The sequence below is a fragment of the Nitratidesulfovibrio liaohensis genome, from assembly GCF_011682075.1.
GTDB lineage: Bacteria > Desulfobacterota > Desulfovibrionia > Desulfovibrionales > Desulfovibrionaceae > Cupidesulfovibrio > Cupidesulfovibrio liaohensis.
This window is the reverse complement of record NZ_VSMK01000438.1, coordinates 1-2174: the sequence shown is the minus strand read 5'-3', so window position 1 is coordinate 2174 and position 2174 is coordinate 1. Positions and strand designations below refer to the sequence as shown.

The window sequence follows — 2174 nt, the reverse complement described above, 5'->3', positions numbered from 1 at the left end:
GCGCGATGCGCCCCAGGCAGGGCCGACACGGGCCGGACCGGGGCGCGCGGCGTCCCCGGCAGTTGGCGGCCCGCGCACCGCACGCCGCACGCAGGGGGACGGATGTTCCTGAACGAACACCAGAGCAAGAAGCTGTTCGCCGCGGCGGGGATTGCCGTCCCCGCCGGGGATTGTCTGGGGCCGGAAGACGTGGACGCGTATGCGCCGCCGTTTCCCGGCCCCTGGTACGTCAAGGCGCAGGTGCTTACCGGCGGGCGCGGCAAGGCGGGCGGCGTGCTGCGGGCCGATACGCCCGATGCGTTGCGCGCCACCGCACGGACCATCCTGGGCATGACCATCAAGGGTCACGCCGTGCCCTTCGTGCGGGTGGAACCGGCCACGGACATCCGCAAGGAATGCTACCTGTCGTTCATGCTTTCGCGCCAGCGGCGCGAGATGCTGCTGACCACCAGCCACCGGGGCGGCATGGAGGTGGAGGCCACGGCGGACAGCCGCAAGCCGTTGGTGCAGCGGGTGCCGCTGGACGCGGGCCTGCGCGAACACCACCTGCGGGCGGCGTTCTTCGAACTGGGGGCGGACCCGGCAGGCTGGGCGGGCTTTCGCGACCTTGCCGAGCGCCTTTTCCGGGCAGTACGCGACGATGGCCTGCTGCTGGCGGAAATCAACCCGCTGGTGTTCACCGGGGCAGGACAGTGGGTGGCCCTGGATGGCAAGGTTGAACTGGACGACAACGTGGTGGACCTGCGGCCCGACCTGCAGGGCTACTACACGCCGGAACACCACGGCGCGGAGGAAAACGCCGCGCGCGATGCCGGGCTGAGCTACGTGGGCCTTTCCGGCTGGGTGGGCCTTCTGGTCAACGGCGCGGGCCTTGCCATGGCCACCATGGACCTGCTGAACTTTTCCGGCCTGCCCGCCGCCAACTTCATGGACCTTGGCGGCGCGGCGGACGGCGCGCGCATGCGTCGGGCACTGGATCTGCTGTTTGCCAATCCGCAGGTGCGGGCGGTGTTCATCAACCTGTTCGGGGGCATCGTGTCCTGCGCCGGGGTGGCCCGCGCGCTGATGGAGGCTCTGGGCACGGAACGCGCCGCCCAGCCCGTGGTGGTGCGCATGGCCGGGCACGAATCGGCCGAGGGGCGCGAACTGCTGCGCGCCTTTGCCCATCCGGACGTGATCATCGCCGACGAGGTGGCCGACGCGCTGGACGCCCTGCGGCGGCTGGACGAGGCCCATCGGGCAGCGGGCACGGCCCCTGCCGTTCCGCCCGTTGCATACCCCCTTGCCGACGAGGCGTGGCCGCTGCCCCCCGCAGCCCGCAAGGGCTACCGGCGTTCCGGCAGGCGCGGTGTGCCGTGGCTGGGGCCGGATACCCAGGTGCTGGTGCAGGGCATCACCGGCAAGGTGGCCCAGCGCCACGTGCAACTGATGCAGGAATACGGCACGCGCATCGTGGCCGGGGTAACCCCGTTCAAGGGAGGGCAGAGCGTGCTGGGCGTGCCGGTGTACGACTCGGTGCACGAGGCATGCAGGCACCACCGCATCGACGCCTCCATCATCTTCGTGCCCGCGCCCTTCGCGCCCGATGCGGTCATGGAGGCGGCGGCGGAGGAAATCCCGTGGGCGGTGTGCATCACCGAAGGCATTCCGCAGCGGGCCATGCTTTCCGCGCTGAAGAACGTGCCGCCGTCGCCCACGCGGGTCATCGGGCCCAACACGCCGGGCATCATCGTGCCGGGGGCCACCAAGATCGGCATCATGCCGGGCTACGTGTTCACGCCGGGGCCGGTGGCCATCTTCTCGCGCTCGGGCACGCTGACCTACGAGGCGGCGGCACGCCTGTCGGCGGCGGGCATCGGCCAATCGTTCTGCGCCGGGGTGGGGGGCGATTCGTTCATCGGCAGCGATTTCATTGCGCTGTTCGAATGCATCCGCGACGATGACGCCACAGAGGCTGTGCTGGTGCTGGGCGAAGTGGGCGGCACGGCGGAAGAGGACCTGGCCCGCTGGGTGACCGCCACCGGTTTCACCAAGCCGGTGCTGGGCTTCATCGCCGCGCGCACGGCGCCGCCCGGTCGCCGCATGGGCCACGCCGGGGCCATCCTGGACGAGGCCACCGGCGGGGTGGACGGCAAGTTGCAAGCCATGCGCGACGCGGGCTTTGCCGTGTGCCC

At 71.0% G+C, this 2174-nt stretch carries 1 protein-coding gene; it reads left to right on the top strand.

Annotated elements, in window-relative coordinates; all coding sequences use genetic code 11:
- Nucleotides 1–102: 102 nt before the first annotated feature.
- The coding region (locus FVW27_RS13645; protein WP_167126021.1) for an ATP-grasp domain-containing protein at nt 103–2174 on the top strand (2072 nt) is incomplete at its 3' end.